The organism is Rosettibacter firmus (genome assembly GCF_036860695.1).
Classification (GTDB): Bacteria; Bacteroidota; Ignavibacteria; order Ignavibacteriales; family Melioribacteraceae; genus Rosettibacter; species Rosettibacter firmus.
Genome location: NZ_JAYKGJ010000001.1, coordinates 959644 through 977580 on the forward strand (window position 1 = coordinate 959644; position 17937 = coordinate 977580).

The 17937-nt window shown below is 28.7% G+C and carries 18 protein-coding genes; 4 read left to right on the forward strand and 14 right to left on the reverse strand.

Going from position 1 to position 17937, the window contains the following annotated elements; all coding sequences use genetic code 11:
* Nucleotides 1-227 precede the first annotated feature (227 nt).
* The 3 genes from VJY38_RS04205 to VJY38_RS04215 all read left to right on the forward strand — a co-directional run bounded on the left by VJY38_RS04205 (nt 228) and on the right by VJY38_RS04215 (nt 2703).
* On the forward strand, nt 228-836 hold the full coding sequence (locus VJY38_RS04205; RefSeq protein ID WP_353679416.1) for a DNA-3-methyladenine glycosylase: 609 nt from the start codon (nt 228-230) through the stop codon (nt 834-836).
* A complete protein-coding gene (locus tag VJY38_RS04210) occupies nt 833-1870 on the forward strand; it encodes a glycosyltransferase family 9 protein (protein WP_353679417.1) in 1038 nt (345 codons plus the stop codon). The genes VJY38_RS04205 and VJY38_RS04210 overlap by 4 nt, the downstream gene beginning before the upstream one ends.
* A gap of 110 nt (nt 1871-1980) precedes the next feature.
* Nucleotides 1981-2703, forward strand: coding sequence for a DUF3108 domain-containing protein (locus tag VJY38_RS04215; protein ID WP_353679418.1), 723 nt, complete (start codon nt 1981-1983; stop codon nt 2701-2703).
* A gap of 6 nt (nt 2704-2709) precedes the next feature.
* Here the strand turns inward: VJY38_RS04215 and VJY38_RS04220 are convergent, their stop codons facing one another.
* Together VJY38_RS04220 and VJY38_RS04225 are read right to left on the reverse strand one after the other, a co-directional pair.
* Complete coding sequence (locus tag VJY38_RS04220) at nt 2710-4215, reverse strand: dicarboxylate/amino acid:cation symporter (protein WP_353679419.1); 1506 nt, start codon at nt 4213-4215, stop codon at nt 2710-2712.
* A 5-nt stretch (nt 4216-4220) separates the two neighbouring features.
* Nucleotides 4221-6461 carry an inorganic phosphate transporter gene (locus VJY38_RS04225; RefSeq protein ID WP_353679420.1) on the reverse strand — a complete coding sequence of 747 codons (2241 nt, stop codon included), beginning with the start codon at nt 6459-6461 and terminating at the stop codon, nt 4221-4223.
* 216 nt (nt 6462-6677) lie between these two features.
* Here VJY38_RS04225 and VJY38_RS04230 point away from each other — a divergent pair, with 216 nt between their 5' ends.
* Entirely contained in the window at nt 6678-8087 is a 1410-nt protein-coding gene (locus tag VJY38_RS04230) for an APC family permease (protein WP_353679421.1), read from the forward strand.
* 99 nt (nt 8088-8186) lie between these two features.
* Here VJY38_RS04230 and VJY38_RS04235 read toward each other — a convergent pair whose 3' ends face one another.
* From VJY38_RS04235 to VJY38_RS04290, 12 genes are all read right to left on the reverse strand, one after another.
* Entirely contained in the window at nt 8187-8384 is a 198-nt protein-coding gene (locus tag VJY38_RS04235; RefSeq protein WP_353679422.1) for a hypothetical protein, read from the reverse strand.
* A gap of 71 nt (nt 8385-8455) precedes the next feature.
* Nucleotides 8456-8830 carry a hypothetical protein gene (locus tag VJY38_RS04240; RefSeq protein WP_353679423.1) on the reverse strand — a complete coding sequence of 125 codons (375 nt, stop codon included), beginning with the start codon at nt 8828-8830 and terminating at the stop codon, nt 8456-8458.
* A gap of 60 nt (nt 8831-8890) precedes the next feature.
* Nucleotides 8891-9466 carry an inorganic diphosphatase gene (locus tag VJY38_RS04245; protein WP_353679424.1) on the reverse strand — a complete coding sequence of 192 codons (576 nt, stop codon included), beginning with the start codon at nt 9464-9466 and terminating at the stop codon, nt 8891-8893.
* A gap of 139 nt (nt 9467-9605) precedes the next feature.
* Nucleotides 9606-10994 (reverse strand): tetratricopeptide repeat protein, encoded by a 1389-nt coding sequence (locus VJY38_RS04250; protein WP_353679425.1) that lies wholly within the window; start codon nt 10992-10994, stop codon nt 9606-9608.
* A gap of 14 nt (nt 10995-11008) precedes the next feature.
* The gene (locus tag VJY38_RS04255; RefSeq protein WP_353679426.1) at nt 11009-11866 is read right to left on the reverse strand and encodes a PstS family phosphate ABC transporter substrate-binding protein; all 858 of its coding nucleotides are present in this window, start codon (nt 11864-11866) and stop codon (nt 11009-11011) included.
* The gene (locus VJY38_RS04260; RefSeq protein WP_353679427.1) at nt 11859-12050 is read right to left on the reverse strand and encodes a hypothetical protein; all 192 of its coding nucleotides are present in this window, start codon (nt 12048-12050) and stop codon (nt 11859-11861) included. Before VJY38_RS04260 ends, VJY38_RS04255 begins: the two co-directional genes overlap by 8 nt.
* A 1-nt stretch (nt 12051) precedes the next feature.
* A complete protein-coding gene (locus tag VJY38_RS04265) occupies nt 12052-12795 on the reverse strand; it encodes an energy transducer TonB (RefSeq protein WP_353679428.1) in 744 nt (247 codons plus the stop codon).
* A gap of 12 nt (nt 12796-12807) precedes the next feature.
* Entirely contained in the window at nt 12808-13212 is a 405-nt protein-coding gene (locus VJY38_RS04270) for an ExbD/TolR family protein (protein ID WP_434968558.1), read from the reverse strand.
* A gap of 100 nt (nt 13213-13312) precedes the next feature.
* Nucleotides 13313-13777, reverse strand: a complete 465-nt coding sequence (locus VJY38_RS04275) for an ExbD/TolR family protein (RefSeq protein WP_353679430.1) — start codon at nt 13775-13777, stop codon at nt 13313-13315.
* Between the two features lie 9 nt (nt 13778-13786).
* Nucleotides 13787-14560, reverse strand: a complete 774-nt coding sequence (locus VJY38_RS04280) for a MotA/TolQ/ExbB proton channel family protein (RefSeq protein ID WP_353679431.1) — start codon at nt 14558-14560, stop codon at nt 13787-13789.
* A 148-nt stretch (nt 14561-14708) separates the two neighbouring features.
* Nucleotides 14709-16037, reverse strand: coding sequence for a sigma-54-dependent transcriptional regulator (locus tag VJY38_RS04285; RefSeq protein ID WP_353679432.1), 1329 nt, complete (start codon nt 16035-16037; stop codon nt 14709-14711).
* A complete protein-coding gene (locus VJY38_RS04290) occupies nt 16038-17873 on the reverse strand; it encodes a HAMP domain-containing sensor histidine kinase (protein ID WP_353679433.1) in 1836 nt (611 codons plus the stop codon).
* Nucleotides 17874-17937 lie beyond the last annotated feature (64 nt).

Consider the following 17937-nt stretch of genomic DNA (forward strand, 5'->3'; position numbering starts at 1 on the left):
AAAAAAGTAATAACATTACCTTAAGTTCATACTCAACTTTTGTTCTAATTTTCAAAAATAAATATAGAAATTAATGACTAACCTAAAAATTAAAGTAACATAAATATTTAATTGAATAATGATTCATCGAGAATTGAATTTGATATTTTTTCTTTTAAATCAGATAATTTTTCACATTAGTTTGTAAACATATATTTTTACAACTCACAATAATTTTTCTGTAAACTATGATAAATATCTATCCGAAGCTTCCAGTACAATTTTATATAAGAGATGTTCATACAGTTGCAAAAGAATTATTGGGGAAATTATTTGTTCGAAGAATTAATAAAAAATACTTAATCGGAAAAATTGTTGAAGTAGAAGCTTATGATGGCAGGATTGATGAAGCAGCCCATTCATTTAATGGCAAAACCAAACGAAATGAAATTATGTTTCAAGGTGGAGGAAAGCTCTATGTTTATTTTACTTATGGAATGCACTTTTGTTCTAATGTTGTTACAGGTCAACCAGACGAAGGCACTGCAGTTCTTCTTCGTGCATTAGAACCACTTCAAGGAATTGACATTATGGCGATGAATCGCTATGGCAAAAAAAATATAACTCATAAAGAATTAATTAATCTAACAAATGGTCCTGCAAAAATTTGTCAAGCATTTAATATTGGTAGAAAAGAAAATGGAATTCTACTTACAGAAAATGAAATCTACATTTTAGAACAACCAATATTAAAAGATGAACAAATTGGAGTTTCTAAAAGGATAGGAATAAAAAAATCTGTAGATTTACCATGGCGTTATTTTATTAAAGATAATCCTTTTGTATCTAAAACATGAATGAACCAGAAAATATTCTTATTGTTCGTACAGATCGAATTGGAGATGTTGTTCTCACTCTTCCATTATGTTCAATTATTAAAAAACATTATCCAAATTCAAAAATCAGTTTTTTACTTCGTGAGTATACAAAAGCTCTTGCACAAAATAATCCCTGCATTGATAATATTATAACTTTAAAAGAGAACAAAGGTAAACCACTGATCTTTGAAAACATAAAACAACTTAAAAATAAATATGATACATGCATTGTTGCCCATCCTACATTTCGTATTGCACTAATTTTATTTTTTTCTGGAATTAAAATTAGAATTGGAACTGGTTATAGATGGTATTCTTTTTTGTTTAATAAAAAACTTTATGAACATCGCAAAGATGCAAAATTTCATGAACTTGAATATAATGTTCACCTTCTTAAAAAAATTGGAATAGATGAAAAAATAAATCGTGATAATGTTACTTTTAATTTATATCCAGCAAAAGAAAGTCAAGAAAAGATTAAGATATTTTTAGCAAATAAAAATGTTAACATTAAAAAAAGTATAATAATCATTCATCCTGGTAGTGGTGGAAGTTCGGTAGATTTGCCAATTAACAAAATGAAAGAATTAGTAAAAAAAATTTCTGATGAACTTGATGTTGAGATTTTAATCACAGGAAATATAAATGAAAAGGAACTATGCCAGTCACTTGTTGTAAACGAGAAAACAAAAAACATTTCAGGCGAGTTAGAATTGTCAGAACTTATTGCACTTATTGATCAATGTAAATTATTAATCGCAAATTCGACTGGACCAATACATATTGCTTCTGCTCTTGGAAAATTTGTGATTGGTTTTTATCCCAACATCACAGAATGTTCCGAAGAAAGATGGGGACCTTATACTAATCGAAAAATAATTTTTAAACCAAAAATTAACTGTCATGAATCAAATAAAATGTCAGAAAAAATAAATTGTATGAACACTATTGATATTAACGAGGTTTTCAAATCAGTTAAAAATATTCTTACAGATATAGAAAAAGAGAAATGATATTACTCACTTTAAAAAAACTAAAAGTTGTTTTAGATAAAAAATATTTGGGATTTCATTTTTTATATCCCTTTATAATTCTATTGTTAATCTTTTCCAGTGGATTTTTTTTGAATGAAAGTTTTAGAAAAATTGAAAATAAAGCTTTTCGACAGGGAGAAAAATTAATATTTGATGTTAAATATGGATTTATTACAGCTGGAGTTGCAGAATTCTCAATTCCTAAAATAATTAAAATTGCTGGTAGAGATGTATATAATGTAGTATTCAAAGTTAGCTCGGTACCTACTTTTGATTTATTTTACAAGGTACGAGATAGATACGAAACCTACATTGATGTAGAAGGTATTTTCCCCTGGCGATTTGAGCAACATATTCGAGAGGGAAAATACTCAAGAGATTTTTCTGCTTTTTTTGACCAAAGAAAAGGGAAAGCAATTACAACTGAAGGGACATATGATATTCCCAAGTATGTTAATGATATTGTATCTGCATTTTATCTCGCACGTACTTTCGATTACTCTAAAATGAAAGTTAATGATAAAATACTTCTTGAAAATTTTTATAAAGATAAAGTATATCCCCTGGAAGTAGTTTTTCGTGGAAGAGAAGTTGTGAGTGTTTCTGCAGGGACATTTAAGTGTTTAATACTCGAACCCATAGTTAAAGAAGGAGGTTTATTCAAAAGTGAAGGTTCAATTATTGTCTGGTTAACAGACGATGAACTTAAAGTGCCAGTGAAAGTAAAGACAAAAGTTTTGATTGGTTCTATTGATGCAGAATTAATTGCATACGAAGGTTTGAATGGTAAATTGATATCAAAAGTAAAATAATATTCATTAAATATTAATTTCTTTTTCAGATGTTGCCACAACCGAAGCGACCACTGCATCACCAGTTACATTAACCACAGTTCTGCACATATCCAGTATTCTATCTACTCCCATAATAAGTGCAATTCCTTCTTCAGGAATTCCTACAGATTTCAAAATAACAATTAACATTATAATTCCTACTCCTGGAATTGGTGCTGTTCCTATTGATGCAAGAACTGCTGTAAAAATTATTGTTAATTGCTGAACAATTGATAAATCCATACCAAAAACCTGTGCAATAAAAACTGAAGCCACACCTTGATATAATGCAGTACCATCCATATTTATTGTTGCACCAAGTGGCAATACAAAACTTGTAATGCTTTTTGAGATTTTAAGATTATCCTGACATACTTCCATATTAACAGGTAAAGTAGCAGCACTCGAGCTGGTTGTAAAAGCAACAATTTGAACACGTTTAATGTTTTTATAAAAATCTTTGATGCTAATTTTTGAAAATGATTTTAAGATAATCGAATATATACCAAATGCATGAATAATCAATCCTAATAAAACTGTTATAGAATACCATATCAAAGTTTGCAAAATATCAAAACCAAATTCTGAAACTGTTGCCGATATAAGAGCAAAAACTCCAATAGGAGCTATCATCATTACTATATCTACAAGCTTAATCATCACTTCACTTAAACCATCAAAAAAATTAACTACAGATTCTGCTTTTTCTTTCTTTATTAGAGTAAGTGCCATACCAAAGATTACAGCAAAAAAAACAATCTGGAGCATCTCTGAATTTGCTATTGCATATACTGGATTTCTCGGAACTATATCGGTAAGCATTTTTGATAAACTAAAATCCAGATCAGCATGTATTTTTGATTTTATATCATAATCATAAATCGACATTAATCTTTGTTTTGTTTGCGTCCCCATGATTTCACCAGGACGAATTATATTTGCAGCTATTAAACCAAGTGTGATTGCAATGATAGTTGTTAGTATATATAATATTATAGTTTTTGCACCTATGCGTGCAAACTTTTTTATATCTCCTAAACTTGCAGCTCCAACTATTAAAGATGCTAAAACCAAAGGAACTGCAATCATATTTAGTAATTTTATAAAAATTTCTCCTATCCATTTAATCGATTGAGCAATAGTTTGCTGCTTATTAATCGATAAAATATTTTCGCACTTTTTGAATTCTTCATACTTGTTTTCTTCAACAGAATAAAATTTTTCTAAAACAACAACAGGATTTCTCTCCTTTATCTTATTAAAATAATTGATTATCTCAAGTTGTTGATTGGGATTGAATTTTATTGAGTCATTATCAACAACGAAAATTAAATTAACCCAGTTTTCTGCTACTAAAATTGTTTGTTCACCATTTTGAATATACTTGATTTCAAGTCGATGAGTATTAACCTTAAAGAGTGAGCCAAATATAGCTCCAAGTATTAATCCAATAACAATCTGGTTATGGAGTTTTGGAAATTTTATCTTCATTAATATTACTTAATCATTTTCTTTGATTCAGTTATAAATCTACTAAAATTCATGATAGTTAATACATTATCAGCTATGTTTTCAGTTTTGAATAATAAATTCAAGAAGAGAAGATTTGTACGAGGTTTCACAGTTCCATTTTTTAAGAGAGAAAGCTGATTTTTACTTATCTTTTTTATGAACTTTTTGATATCCTTAACATTATCTTCGATATCATCTATTTTTCGTGAATCTTCTTTATTAATTTTTTTTGTTGCAGTATTTATCAAATCAATTAAGTTATTTCTTAGATGTTTAAAATCTTCTTTTTGTTCTTTTACAAAGCCAGAGTGATTATTATCAACGTGATTAAAAGATATTTCAGAAATCTCAATTAAAGAATTAGAAATTTCTCTAAAAGATGAAATAGCCTTACCAAAATCTATATCTTCATCATAACCATTTTCTAAATAATGAATAGAATTGAGTAACTTTCTTATTACAAGTTCACTATGCTCTTCAAGTTCTTGAGATTCTTTAATTGCTTTTTTCAATTGTTTTCTTTTTTCATTAGTAAGACCAGAATAAATATCTTCGTAAATATTAATTGTTTGATTTAAACAATGCATAACATCTTCGAGTATTGATTCTGGTATTAATGCAACTCCATCACCACTGAATACCAGTTCTTTCTTTTGAATTTTCTTATCAGCCTCTTTATGAATCAAAGCAGTTCTAATAAATATGTAAATTGTTAAAATACTTGTTCCTATTACAGCAGCAAGTTTACCATAATAAAAAATCAATGTTAAAATACCTGCCATTAAAAAAGCAATAAAAGCTGTCAATACCCATCCAGCTATTACAGTAATAACACCACTAACACGATAAACAGCACTTTCTCTACCCCAAGATCTATCTGCAAAGGAAGTCCCCATTGCAACCATAAATGTAACATAGGTTGTTGAAAGTGGTAATGTATATGCAGTGCCTAAAGAGATTAAACAACTTGATACCATTAAATTAACAGTAGCACGAATCAAATCGAAAGCAGGTTTCTCTTTTTTATTATGCCCAGTATATTCAACATTATCTGAATCAAATCTTTTATCAATTTTTTTATAAATCTTTTTAGGAATTATACTTTTTACTTTTTTACCAAACAAAAAACTAACTCTTACAATCGAGCGAGCTATTGGTGATGAATCAAATTTTTCATAACCGTCGAATTGTCGACCGAGATTAATTTCAGTTCTTGTAACAGTTTGTGCTTTTTTACTTTTCCAGATAGTTAAAGCCATTATTAAACCAGCAGCTAATAAAAGCAATGGATTTGTTTTAGCTGGTTCTAATAAGCCTTCCATTGTCATAGTAAAAGGATTTGTGCTATTAGATGCTAATTTATAAGAACTCAATCCAGCAAGTGGTACGCCAATAAAATTAACAAGATCATTTGCAGCAAAAGACAAAGCTAAAGATGATGTACCTATTAATACAATTGGTTTAAGAATATTTATATTAGTAAATAATATAACCATCTCAAGTATTAATGCCCAAAAAACAAAACTAATTGTAAGCACAATAATTGAATTTTGTAGAACCCATTTTATTATATCATCAGAGAGAAAGGATGCTCCTTTAATTCCTTTAACAAAAATAAAATAAACAATAGAAGTTAACGCCAGAGAACCCCAGATAGCACCATAACGTTTTAATCTTTTTTCGTAGTTAAATGTAAAAATCAATCTTGAAAGAAATTGAATTATTGAGCCTGCAGTAAATGAAATTAAAACTGAAAGAAAAATAGCCGAAAAGATACCAGTAACCTTAACGACATTAATATAATTCACAATATTATCTATACTACTATTAGCTTCATGAATTTTAATTAGTGACATAAATACACTTGCACCAAACAGAGAAGAAACCATCGAAACAGTAGTTGAAGTAGGTAATCCAAATGTATTATAAAAATCAAGAAATAGAACATCGACAAACATTACTGCTAAAAACACAATCATTAAATTGGGGAAAGTAAACATTGAAGGATTAAAAATCCCCTTTCTTGCAACTTCCATCATTCCACTAGAAAATAGAGCACCAAATAAAATTCCAACAGTTGCAAAAGAAAGGATAACTTTTCTTGTAGATACTTTAGAACCAACTGCTGAGTTAATAAAATTTACAGCATCATTGGCAACACCTACCATTAAATCTGAAATAGCAAGAATTATTAATATGAACAGAAAGAATAGATATGTTTCCACTAATATATCTCCATAAAAAATATGAACATCATATTCTTATTGAGGTTAAAAAAGGTTAGTACCAAAAATTTTTTTATGGAAATCTAACAAAAGTTAATCACTGTCCAAAATGAAAATAAATTTTTTATCAAATCCGAATTATTTCTTAACAAATTAAAAAACAAATTTGAGATTTCATTATCATTCAATTATCTTTTTAGATAAACTTCTAAAATTATGGCTTCGAAAAGCAGAAAGACAGAATTAGTACGAGGACTCAGTCTTACAGCATCAATAATGATTGTTGCTGGCTCGATGATTGGTTCTGGAATTTTTAGAAAACCAGCAACAATGGCAGAACAATTAGGTTCTCCAGAATTATTAATTTTAATATGGATAGCAGCTGGTCTAATAACTTTAATTGGTGCATTTGTTAATGCAGAAATTTCTGGAATGATAGAGGCTACTGGTGGTCAATATGTTTATTTTAGAAAAATGTATGGAGATTTTACTGCTTATATTTATGGTTGGTCAATATTATCTGTAATACAAACAGGTAGCCAGGCTGCAATTGCATATGTATTTGCTGAATATATTGGTTATTTCATAAAATTATTTCAACTTCCAGAAGCATGGCAGAATTTTTATTTCTACTTTCCTTTAGTTGGAAAGATTTATCCATTTGTGGATTTTGGTACTAAATCTGTTGCAATTTTTTCAATAATAATTTTGACTTCTATAAACTATGCAGGTGTAATATTTGGTGGAGCTGTTCAAACAATTCTAACTTATATAAAAATTTTTGTAATAATCATATTTGCATTTCTTTTATTTCTATATGGCAATGGTAGTTTCTCAAATGTGTATTCAAATTTTACCTTACCAGAATCAACTTCAAAAAATCTTTTTAGTTTAATTGGACTTGCCTTTGCAGGAGCATTCTGGGCTTATGATGCATGGAACAATTTAACATTTGTCTCAGGTGAAGTGAAAAATGCACAACGAAATGTTCCACTGGGTTTATTGTTCGGTGTTTTAATAGTAATCTTTGTCTATGTTCTTATAAACATTGCCTATCTTTATGTACTTCCAATAAATGAAATGGCAAAATCTCCTCTGGTAGCAGCAACAGCAGCAGAAAAAATATTTGGCACTAAAGGTGGCTCAATAATTTCATTGATTGTAATTATTTCAACATTCGGTGCACTTAATGGAAGTATTCTTGCAACTGCACGTGTGCCTTTTGCAATGGCAAGAGCTGAATTATTTTTCAAAAGTTTGGGTAAAGTCCATCCTACTTTTGGGACTCCACATATTGCATTAGTAATACAGGGAATATGGTCATGTATGCTTGTTCTATCAGGCTCTTTTGATACTATCACTGATTACGTAATGTTTGCATCCTGGTTATTTTATATGTTAGGTGCTTATGGTGTAATTGTATTAAGAAAGAAAATGCCAGACGAAAAAAGACCATACAAAATTTGGGGTTATCCATTTACTCCTATAATCTTTGTTGTAGCAGCTCTACTTTTCCTTATAAATTCTATAATATCTGATACAGATGATGCAATGATGGGATTAGTTTTAATATCAAGCGGAATCCCATTTTATTTATTCTGGAAATACAAATCAAAAAATACTTGAGATTAATATAAATATTAATACTCAGTTTACTTTCATATGCGTTCAGAAATTTCCTGCGAATGATTTGAACAGTTAATAATTTTTTTATTGTAAAATTTATTACTTACCTAAAATAATTACAGTTATAAACTCTCCAAATTTGACAATTAAATAAAGACCTAAAAGAAATAAATAAATTTTCATAATTAATTTAATCGTAAGTAATATTATTAATGTTCTTCTTGAAATATATGTTTTGCTATAAGAATATAATGCATTCCCTTTCAAAAAATTAGGTAATAAAGAATAAATTTTCATTGCTTCCCCTTTGTTTTAATTGAGAAATTAATCAGCAGAAATACAATTATTTTTTATTAAGAAGTAAGTAATTAAAAGGTGAAAGGCGGGGCTCGTAAAATTAATTCAGATTGTTCAAGAAGATAAGATGAAAGAAAAGGTTGATTACAGAGGATTGCAATGGTTCTAATTTCAGAAAATAAATTTTCTAAAGAAGAATTTATAAAGTTTGTTAATTTTGTTTTATGAGAAATATTATCTAAAATCTTAACAACTTCATCTTTTGCATTTAGAACTATTTTTGTATCTAATTCATTGTTAGTTCTGTTACAAAATTCCTTCGAATTATTGGTAACTTGAAAATAATGATTTCTCTGAATATTTAATTCAACACTAAAGATCTGGATTAGAGAAATAACTATGCACACTACAATTTGTAAAAACTTATTATAAATTTTTGTTTTCACACCCAGTGACATTTTTATTTTAATCTTATTAGGTCACTAAAAACTAACCTTCAATAAATTTTACTTTATTTTAAATTCTTCTCTATATCGTGCAATAGAATTGTTAACTATTTTGTATGCTTCTTTTTTACCAAAAAACTTTTCAACTATTACATGTTTGTGTTCGAGTTTTTTATAATCTTCAAAAAATCTTTTTAGCTGAATGGTTGTATGTGGTGGCAGATCTTTTAATTCATTAATGTAATTAAGTGATATATCATTTTTTGCAACTGATATTATTTTATCATCTTTTTCATTATCATCAACCATTCTCATCAGTCCAATTACTTTTGCTTCAATGATACAAAGAGGGTCTACATCAATTGAAGATAAAACAAGAATATCCAGTGGATCGCCATCATCACTTATTGTTTGAGGAATAAATCCATAATTTGCTGGATAATAAACTGCGGAGAAAAGAACTCTATCTAATTTCAATAAACCACTTTTCTTATCAAGTTCATATTTACCTTTTGAGCCCTGTGGTATTTCAATTATTGCATTGACAAACTCAGGGGCATCATCTCCAAACTCAACATGATGCCATGGATTGAAATGTGTTGGTGTAAAAGAAAATTTATCTTTCTGATTTTTCATTTTCACTATAAAATTATTTTTACTAAATATAGTATAACTAAAAGTATCAACATAATAAACAACAGTTTCAATAATTCCAATCCAAATTTGGGAGGCTTTTTAATACTTTTATCGTTCATTTACATCTCTTAAATTAGTTTTAATCTGCACTTAACATTCTTAGACCTTTTTTTGCAACTTCACTATTTGGATTCAGTTGTTTTACTCTTTTATAAATTCGTATTGCGTTTTCAATTTTACCAAGTTGATGATAACTTAATCCAAGCATCTCAAGTGTACCCACATCATTTGGTTTAAATTCAAGTACTTTTTGTAGATATTGAATAGCCACTGCATAATTTTTATTTAAAAATGCCCTTTGACCTATAAAATAATTTGCTTCTAATAACTGATCCTTATACATTTTTTCTTTATCATTAGCCAGCATTATAACTTTCTTATATTGTTCTACAGCTTGATTAAGAGAGTCTAAATTTTTATATGTTTGTGCCAAATAAAAATAAGTATTGACAATAGTATCATTTAAAGCCGATGCTTTTAATAATGTCTTGCGAGCTTCTTCATAATCTTTTAACTGGTAATAAGAAAATCCCAGGAATCGATAAGCAAATTCATTTTTCTCGTCGTAATTAGTTATTGCTTTGTAGTACTTAACTGCTTGTGAATAATTATGATTTCTAAAAGAAACATTAGCCAATTCCAAGTAAACATTAGAACGTGTGCTATCTAATTCGATTACTTTTTCAAAATATCTAATTGCCAAAGAATCCTGCTTAATTTGAGCGAGAGAACGAGCTGCATTTTCATAATCATCTATTCTCATTAAAGAATCAGGCAAAGACATATAATATTTAGCTGATTCATCATATTTTTTCAGAGCATACGAAGCCAAAGCCAAGTTTTTCTTTATTGCATCGTCATTTGGATAATAATTTAAAGCTTGTAATGCATAGTTATAAGCCTTTTCATAGTTTTTAATTTCAAGCAAAGCAGTAATAATTTTTTGATATGCATCTAATGATTTTTCTAAACTCAAATACTTTTCGAACATTATAAAGGCATCCGTATAAAATTTAGCCTGGTAGAAAATTGTAGCTACTGCTAAATATGCTTTAGCATTCTTGGGCTCAATTAGAATTATTTTTAAATATTTGTTAATAGCTTCTTTAAATCTTTTTTCTTTATAAAACAATTCTGCAATTTTAAATTTAAGTTGAACATTTAATGAATCAATCGCTTCTGCCTTTTCATAATTCGTTAATGCTAATTCATTAATGTTCAGTTTCGAATAAGCATCACCGAGATTTTCATAAACATCTTTATTGATATAATTTGCATATTGCAGCTGTATTAAAATTTTTAATGCTGTGTTTGCAGAATCTTTATTCAATAAATTTTTTGCTATTAAAAATGCTTCTTCATATTGTTTTTTTTCAATAAGCTTTTGTGCATCCGATAAAGCATCCTGTGCATTCAAGTTAAAGTAAGCAAAAAATAAGAAAGAAATAAAAATGTTATATCTCAACATCTTTTTCACCAGAATTAATTTATTTGAATTAACTTAACAGGAACTGTTGCAGGACCAAGATCATTTTTCATAACCAATTTTTGTCCATCATTGCCAGTAAGAAATGAAGTGAAACCTGAAGCTACACCTAATCCAACTTCACTAAGTAAAATATATGTTGTACGATAAAGTGGGTATGTGCCATTTACTAAATAAGCATTATATGGTAAATAATAATTAATACCATTAATATTATTATCCCATACTCCAACTTTCAAAATCTTTATATTATCGATTCCTTTTAGAGTATTCAATCCAACAAAACCAATAGTATTTTGAGAATTAATAACTTTTTTAATAACATCATATTCACCGGGGACTATTTCAACATTTTTTAAATATTCTTCCTTAACTAAATTTGTTGTTATGTATTCATATACTCCTGAATTTTTATCGGGCATTACAATTTTCATTCTTGGGGTTGGAGAATTTAAAATCTCTTTCAAATCTGGCAAATAAATTTTATCTAAATGTGAGTTTTTATTACTTATAATCGCAATACCATCATAACAAAACTTGTATAACTCAACATCAAATTTTGTTTTTTCAATAAACTTTTTTTCTTCATCATTAAATTGACGCGAACCAATAAATATTTCTGTCTCTTTATTCAGCAGTGCAACTATCCCTTCTCTTGCTTTAACAGAAACAAGATCTATTTTTGTGTCTGGATACAAACTCATAAATAATTCAGCTTCCTCTTTAATTAAATTAAAAAGAGATTCATCAACATAACATTTCAAATATCCTTTAGTTGGAGTTTCATTAGGTTCTTTTTCACAGCCAATTAACAATAATAAAATTAATCCATATTTAAGTGAAACATTAACCATTTTTATTTCTCAATTTTGTAGAAACCAATCTAAATACACCATACATCAACAAAACTATTCCCATCATAATTTTAAATTGTTCAGGCAAGTAATTAGGAGCAATATTTGTAAATATTATTGCTAATCCCAAAACTATGAAGAGTGTACCCATTGAATACGAAATATAAGTAAAAACATTATTCATTTTATTGACCTTGTAGAGTAAATTTATATGGTATGACTATCCACACAGATACAGGTTTATTATTCTGTAAAGCAGGAGTAAATGCACATTTCATAGCGGCTTCAATTGCTGCTTCATTAAAAACTTCTGCATCAGATTTTATTATAACTGCTTTTTTAGGTTTCCCTTCTTTATCGATCAAAACTTTTACATAAACTTTACCTGTTATGCCTGCTCTTCGTGCTATATCGGGATATACGGGTTGTGCAGAAACTACCATTTCTGGTAATTTTTCTACTGCTACAAAAGCATTTATATCGGGCTCTTCCTCTTTTTCTTCTTCTATTTTGATATCTTGAGTTATCTGTGTTACTCCAGTTCCAAGTCCTTCTGTTAATGCAGGTGAAGATTGTTGACTTAATTCTTGTTGTGTTGCAATTGTTTGTTCTGGTGGAGCTTCGTCTTCTGGAACGGGGACAGGAATACCAACCGTTGGAGCGGCTGTTGAACCAGGGACTACAGATATTTGTTGAGGTACATCATTTGTTATCGAAGGTGGTGGACCCAACTCGCTATATTTTAATATTCTAACTGTAGGTACATTTTCTTCTTCTTTACTCATTGAAAGATAAAAATAGTAAGACGTAATTATTATTATATGAAGAACAACAGCTATAATTAAACCAATAGAAAAATTCCTTGGATATAATTTTTTTAATTCAAATGCACCATAAATATTGTTTTTGACTGAAATTGTATTTGTCATAACCAATCTCCTTTAAGACGCTCTTGCCATTTCTTTTTTATCTATTTCCGTCATTGGTGCCAAAGAAAATCGTGTAAGGTTTGCAAGATTTAATTCATCAATTATATCTATCATTGCATGGTATTTACTTTTCCTGTCTATTTTAATTAGAACAACAAGTTTTGGATTTTCTTTTGCTTTTTCGATAAGAAATTTTCTTAAATCTTCGAACTTAATTTTCCTGGGAACTTCAATTCCCATATTCCAATAAATATTCATGTTTTCATCTACTCTTAAAGTCATTAAATTTGACTCTGCTATTTTTACATCAACATCTTTAGGTGGTAAGTTTAATTCCAATGTTTGTGGTTTTCTAAAAACAGTAGTAAGCATAAAAAAAGTTAGTAATAAAAAAGCAACATCAACCATTGGCGTCATATCTATTCTTATGCTTATTCTTTTCTTAGACTTTTTCTTCCCGTGCTTTTTCTTGCTACTTTCACCTCCGCCTACATCAACTCCTGCCATGTTATCTCCTTTAATTTGTTTTAAAATTTGTGACCATAGCAAATCGTGTTATCTGAGTTTTTTTCAATATATCCATTATATCTGAAACTATTCCATATTCAGCATTTGCATCTCCTTTAACAATAGTTCTCAACTTAGGATTTGAAATTCTTGCTTTTATTAATAGGTCTGGCAAAGTTTCCAGATTTACTTCCACAGCCTGACGATTGCGATTTTGCTGTCCAAACATATTTTCCATCATATAAGCAGAATCAAAACCAAGATATATTTTTGAACTATCGCTAATGATAAGTGTCATTGTATTTGATTCTGGCAACTTAATTTCTGAGTGAGATAATGGCAATTGTATTTCAACTTCTTCAGGTGGTCTAAATTGAGTTGTAAGCATAAAAAAAGTTAATAGTAAAAATGCAACATCAACCATAGGAGTCATATCTATTTTTACAGGAATTCTTCCTTTCTTTATTCGTGGCATAATTTAACCTCATTTCGCTTTAAATACTTGCATTATATTATATGTTGCCTCATCTATCTGATAAGTAAAATTATCTACTTTATTTACGAAAAAGTTGTAAGCTACTATCCCTAAAATTGCAACGAATAAACCTCCTGCAGTATTAATCAAAGCTTCCGAAATTCCCGTTGCCAATTGAATAGCATCTGGAGCTCCGGCATGTGCTAATGCTCTAAATGAACGAATCATCCCGATAACTGTACCTAATAATCCAACCATAGTTGCTATTGATGCAATAGTTGAAAGAGCTATTAGATTTTTTTCAAGTAAAGGAGTTTCTAACATTAATGCTTCTTCAATAGAGCGTTGAACTTCAATTAGTTGTTTTTCTGAATCTGTTATTGTTTTTTCAGATGTAAGTTCATAATATCTTGTTAGAGCAACTTTAATAACATTAGCTACAGATCCTCTTTGTTCATCACACAATTGTATTGCTTCGGTTAAATCTCCTGCCCTTACTTTTTCTAAAACTTCTTTGAAAAATTTTGGAACACTTCTTCTACCAGCAGCCTTTCTCAGGGATAGCATTCTTTCAATAATAATCGCAAAATCCATAATTGATAGCGTAATTAAAAGTGCAACCAGGGGACCACCTGTATAAACTTGTCCCATTAAATTTTGTGGGACTTCTCGATTGCTTCCATCTTTAAAATTTGCTGCGTTACCTAAACCATATTCATAAATTGATACTGAAATTGCTAAAGCAATTATAAAAAGTATTACAATAAATGCAGATTGTTTCATTTATTATCACTCCTATATTTAATGTTTGAACATAAAGTTCAACATTCATGCCTAAAGAAAAATCATTGTTTTTTTAATTTATTATTGAAATTAATTAACAAAGGATTTCATTTTGAAAGGATCTGAAATTTCAATTTGAAATGAAGGCTTAGAGATTATATAATTTCTTTTTTCGCCAGAGGGTTGTCTCGGAAATTCCCAATATTTGAGCTGCTTCTTTCATACTAGAAGCAATTTTTAAGACATCCTTAATATGCTGTTTTTCTAATTCTTCTATTGTAAGAATTTCCTTTTTTTGCTTTTGAGGTATAAAATTTAATATTTCTACTGGTAAGTATTCTATCCTTAAAACATTATCTTTAGCAAATACTATAAGTCTCTTAACAAGAGTTTCAAACTCTCGAATGTTACCAGGCCAGTCATATTCAACCAGATAATCAATTAACTCATTATTTATTTTATATTCTTTTGATTTTGAATATTTTTTCAAAAAATAGTTAAGAAGAAGAGGAATATCCCCTTTTCTTTCTCTTAATGGGGGTAAATATAATTTTACTCCTGCAATACGGTAATAGAAATCTTCTCTTAAGTTTCCCGATTTTAATTCTTCATCAACTTTTTTATTTGTTGCAGAAATAATTCTTACATCGGCTTTACGTGTTATACTTTCACCAACTCTTTCATATTCCATACTTTGAAGAAACCTGAGCAATTTAACCTGCATTAATTTTGGTATATCTCCAACTTCATCAAAAAATAAAGTTCCTGTATCTGCAAATTCTATTCTTCCTATTCTATCTTTCAATGCATTTGTAAAAGCCCCCTTAACATGACCAAACATTTCGCTTTCAAAAAGATTCTCTGGGATTGCAGAACAATTAACAGCAACAAATGGATTTGATCTGCGTGAACTTTTAGAATGAATATACTTAGCTAATATTTCTTTACCTGTTCCACTTTCACCTTCAATAAGAATAGGTATATCGCTATCAGCAACTTCCTGTGCAATTTTTAATGTTTCTTTAACTGACTCTGTATTCGTAATAATTTCATTGCTTTCATAATCTTCTTCCAAATAGCTTTTAAAACCTTCAATTTTACGGGACATTTTATGATGTTCAAAAACTCTATCAACAATATGTAAAAATTCCTTATGGGTAAAAGGTTTTGTAATATAATCGTATGCACCTTTTTTAATTGCTTCTACAGCCGTTTCGATTGAACCATATGCTGTCATAAGAACTATTGTTGTATCGGGAGAAATTTTTTTTAGAGCTTCTAAAACTTGAATGCCATTAATGGGTTGCATCTTTAAGTCAACAAATGATAAATCAAAAAAGACTTCTTTTGCTCTATTAATTCCGTCTTCAGCATTCAGATATACTTCTGGTATGTATCCTGCAGAACTTAATGAAAGTTCTATCATCTTAAGTATATTCGGTTCATCATCAATAACTAAAATTCTTCCTTTATTCATTTATGCAGCCGGTATTATTATTTGAAAAGTGCTTCCTTTACCTAATTGACTGAAGGCTTTAATTTCTCCATCATGTATTTCTATTATTTCTTTAGCTATCGATAATCCCAAGCCTAAACTACCGGGAGATATATCATCAATTTGAATGAATTTATCAAAAATTTTCTTAAGATTTTCAGGACTAATTCCTATTCCAGTATCAGATATTATTATGTTTATTTTTCCATTCTCTACTTTTTGTTCTACAGAAATTTTCCCATTATTAGGGGTAAATTTTATTGAATTATAAATAAGATTTTCAATTGCACTTATCATATGATCATAACTTCCTTTAATCATAGCGCCTTCAGAAAAATCAGAAACCTTAAGTTCGATATTTTTTTCTTTAGCAATGGGTTCAAATTTCTTAAAAACATGTTCTAATAATTTCCTTGCTTCAAAATTTTCAAACTTTATTCTATTTCTATTTGCTTCGAGCTTTGTTAGTTCTAAAATTTCATAAACCAATTTATTTAATCTTTCATAATCTTCTTTAATCGAAGTTATAAGTTCTTTTTGTTTATCAGTTAGTTCTCCCGCAACCCCATCTTCAATAATTCCAATTGCCATTCCCATTGAAGTTAAAGGAGTCTTAAGTTCGTGAGATACTTTTGCAACAAATTCAGATTTCATCTTATCAAGTTCTTGATATTTTGTAATATCATTAAATACATAAACAGTTCCCTTCATTTCTTTTTCCGGAATGTTAAGCGAAGCTTCAATCATTTTAAAATATTTACGGGAACCATCTTTGTCTTTTACTACAACAATTTCCTTATCATGATATATATCCTGATCCTGATTTTCTGCTTTATTCTCTAAACCAGATAAATTCAAGAGTTTATTTAATTTTGATTTGTCATTTAATACATCCTTAAAAATTTCATTAAATGATTTATTAGTAAGAAGTACATTCAAATTTTCATCTACCATTAAAACTGGTTCATTCATACTTTCAATAACTAATTCTGATTTTTTCTTTTCAAACAATATTTTACTTAGATTAAGTTGTTCATACTTCTGAAGTTTCTCGCTCATTTTATTAAATTCTTCTGCAAGACTATTAATCTCATCACTATTTTCATCAATTTCAATTTTCTCGTTGAAATTTCCTTCGCTTATGTGTTCTACAGATTTACGTAATTTGTTTAAAGGTCGTACAACATAATTCGAGAATTTCGTGCTAAAAACAATGCTGATAAATATTGCCCCCAATAGTATCACAACAATAAAAAAAGTAGCTGTTTGTGTAATTGTTTTTGTATTGTCAACTGCTTTATTTAGAAGCTGATGGTTTATTTCCAGAATCTTATTACTTTTTTTCTTTATATCCTTTATTTGATTAACAATGGTTACAAATTCTATATTGAAAGCTTTTCCCTTTTTATTGATATAAATTTTATAATCTATATTGTTATATAAATATTTAAGAAAGTTATCGTATTCATAATTTAAAGAATCAAGAATATTTTTTTCTTCTTGTGTATAGGCAGATTTACGTGCTTTATCATACCAGTAAAAAAAATCCTCTTTACTTTTTTCGAATAACTTTTCGCCTTCTTCAAAATTCTGGTTGTACATTAAAGTTAATCCATGCAGTTGATCATCTAAAGCTTTGCCAATATTATCAGCAGCTATTATGCTCGAATAATTTTCTTGCATTGTTAGATTTATAGACTCATTCAGTCTATAAAAATTATATATGCTCCAGATCGCAGCCAGAAACATAATAAGTAAGATTACAGTAAATCCTAAAAATATTTTTGCACGTAAACTGGATGTATAAAGTTTAATCATTGTAGAAACAAGTAATTTTACTAAATTAAATTAGTTAAAAACTCAACATAATAAAACATAGATT

Excerpts from the sequence above, each read along its gene's own strand:
- VJY38_RS04205 (WP_353679416.1), top strand. The coding sequence starts at position 228 with ATGATAAATATCTATCCGAAGCTTCCAGTACAATTTTATATAAGAGAT.
- VJY38_RS04210 (WP_353679417.1), top strand. The coding sequence starts at position 833 with ATGAATGAACCAGAAAATATTCTTATTGTTCGTACAGATCGAATTGGA.
- VJY38_RS04220 (WP_353679419.1), bottom strand. The coding sequence starts at position 4,215 with ATGAAGATAAAATTTCCAAAACTCCATAACCAGATTGTTATTGGATTA.
- VJY38_RS04230 (WP_353679421.1), top strand. The coding sequence starts at position 6,678 with ATGGCTTCGAAAAGCAGAAAGACAGAATTAGTACGAGGACTCAGTCTT.
- VJY38_RS04235 (WP_353679422.1), bottom strand. The coding sequence starts at position 8,384 with ATGAAAATTTATTCTTTATTACCTAATTTTTTGAAAGGGAATGCATTA.
- VJY38_RS04245 (WP_353679424.1), bottom strand. The coding sequence starts at position 9,466 with ATGAAAAATCAGAAAGATAAATTTTCTTTTACACCAACACATTTCAAT.
- VJY38_RS04250 (WP_353679425.1), bottom strand. The coding sequence starts at position 10,994 with ATGTTGAGATATAACATTTTTATTTCTTTCTTATTTTTTGCTTACTTT.
- VJY38_RS04255 (WP_353679426.1), bottom strand. The coding sequence starts at position 11,866 with ATGGTTAATGTTTCACTTAAATATGGATTAATTTTATTATTGTTAATT.
- VJY38_RS04260 (WP_353679427.1), bottom strand. The coding sequence starts at position 12,050 with ATGAATAATGTTTTTACTTATATTTCGTATTCAATGGGTACACTCTTC.
- VJY38_RS04265 (WP_353679428.1), bottom strand. The coding sequence starts at position 12,795 with ATGACAAATACAATTTCAGTCAAAAACAATATTTATGGTGCATTTGAA.
- VJY38_RS04270 (WP_434968558.1), bottom strand. The coding sequence starts at position 13,212 with ATGACGCCAATGGTTGATGTTGCTTTTTTATTACTAACTTTTTTTATG.
- VJY38_RS04275 (WP_353679430.1), bottom strand. The coding sequence starts at position 13,777 with ATGCCACGAATAAAGAAAGGAAGAATTCCTGTAAAAATAGATATGACT.
- VJY38_RS04280 (WP_353679431.1), bottom strand. The coding sequence starts at position 14,560 with ATGAAACAATCTGCATTTATTGTAATACTTTTTATAATTGCTTTAGCA.
- VJY38_RS04285 (WP_353679432.1), bottom strand. The coding sequence starts at position 16,037 with ATGAATAAAGGAAGAATTTTAGTTATTGATGATGAACCGAATATACTT.
- VJY38_RS04290 (WP_353679433.1), bottom strand. The coding sequence starts at position 17,873 with ATGATTAAACTTTATACATCCAGTTTACGTGCAAAAATATTTTTAGGA.